The following is a 1,206-nucleotide window of genomic DNA, read 5'->3' on the forward strand; positions in this document are numbered from 1 at the left end:
CCATTACCATACATTGCTAGTAATAAAATCACCGTCTTTAGTGTACTGGAAACTGGTGACAATAACGCAGTGATCAAAAGCTATTATTTTGACAGCAATGAAGATAATAACAATGTGGTTTTATTTGACCAATTTCAACTAAAATAAATCCAACACATCCTGTTTAATTTTCTTACATTACAATCAATTTCACTGAAATTTTGGTGTATTTAAAAGGAGCTTCTAACTATGGGGAAGGCAAGTTCTGGGACCAATGTAGAATTTCTTGATCTATTGGTTGTATTGGGACATTAGTTCGAAGTAGTGGTTTATTTGTATGCAGTCTAGCTCCTTTACTGAAAAAGTATATTTGTCTCTAGGCAATGTACCGACCAATCGCCAACTGACAGTAATTAATTCCAACCGAGGCGATCGCCTAGCGCTTAATCAATTTCCTGATTATTTTTGCACCACCAATATGTTGCTCTGTCAATTCTAGGTTAATTTTCAATGGAGTCCGACTCGACCCTAGCATCACCAGTGGGAATAATAATTCCTTCCTGGACAACGGTAAGAATGGGTCTGCCATCAATACCAGTGCGCCATATCTTGGCAGGGTAAGTACCCGGCACTGGTCGCCAACCCTGGGGGATAAATTGATATTTCCAATTGGGATAACCCGTTTCCCGCACAATTCCGTGGTAATGATTATCGGCATTCCAACGAGTAATGGTAATGGAAACCTCTCCCCATGAAGGAGCTTCCTTATCAAAAGCAGATATGGCCACAATCAGATTGGGGCCCAGCTTTCTTCTGGAAAATCCGACAATGACAAAAAAAAGTGAAAATGTCAGAGGTAATGGATTCCAAAATAAGAGTGAGGCGATCGCCCCCAAAACGGCTGCCCCCAAGAACCACCGATTGATCTGGCCCGCTATTCCCAGGGCTGGACGAAGATTGGCAATTTGTTGTTCGACCGATAGTGTTTTCATCGTAGATCTGTAGTTTGTCAATAGCCGTTGTCAGTAAATTTTTGATCTTGATTAATAACTCCATGGGGATAAATAAAGGGTGTTTTACGATCGCCTAATTGGATCCATTACCTGACTTCAGGCTTACATGTAAACCGGAGGCGGAGACAAGTTCCACCGTTGTGGATGCCAACTCAACCCGTCGATCAGTACTTTCAATCTCTTCTAAAATCCGAGTGAAAAGACGATCCTTCGT

The 1,206-nt window shown here is 41.5% G+C and carries 2 protein-coding genes; one reads left to right on the forward strand and one right to left on the reverse strand.

Features of this window, described 5'->3' with window-relative positions:
- The first annotated feature begins 316 nt into the window (after nt 1-316).
- Nucleotides 317-478 carry a hypothetical protein gene (locus IQ219_RS19745; RefSeq protein ID WP_194073754.1) on the forward strand — a complete coding sequence of 54 codons (162 nt, stop codon included), beginning with the start codon at nt 317-319 and terminating at the stop codon, nt 476-478.
- 1 nt (nt 479) lies between these two features.
- On the opposite strand, the gene IQ219_RS19750 is transcribed toward IQ219_RS19745, so the two are convergent.
- Nucleotides 480-971, reverse strand: coding sequence for a hypothetical protein (locus IQ219_RS19750; RefSeq protein ID WP_194073755.1), 492 nt, complete (start codon nt 969-971; stop codon nt 480-482).
- Between the last annotated feature and the right edge of the window lie 235 nt (nt 972-1,206).

It is taken from the genome of Synechocystis sp. LEGE 06083 (assembly GCF_015207725.1).
GTDB lineage: Bacteria > Cyanobacteriota > Cyanobacteriia > Cyanobacteriales > Microcystaceae > Synechocystis > Synechocystis salina.

What these genes read in the sequence shown, in the direction of transcription:
- IQ219_RS19745 (WP_194073754.1), top strand. Translation starts at nt 317, where the DNA reads ATGCAGTCTAGCTCCTTTACTGAAAAAGTATATTTGTCTCTAGGCAAT.
- IQ219_RS19750 (WP_194073755.1), bottom strand. Translation starts at nt 971, where the DNA reads ATGAAAACACTATCGGTCGAACAACAAATTGCCAATCTTCGTCCAGCC.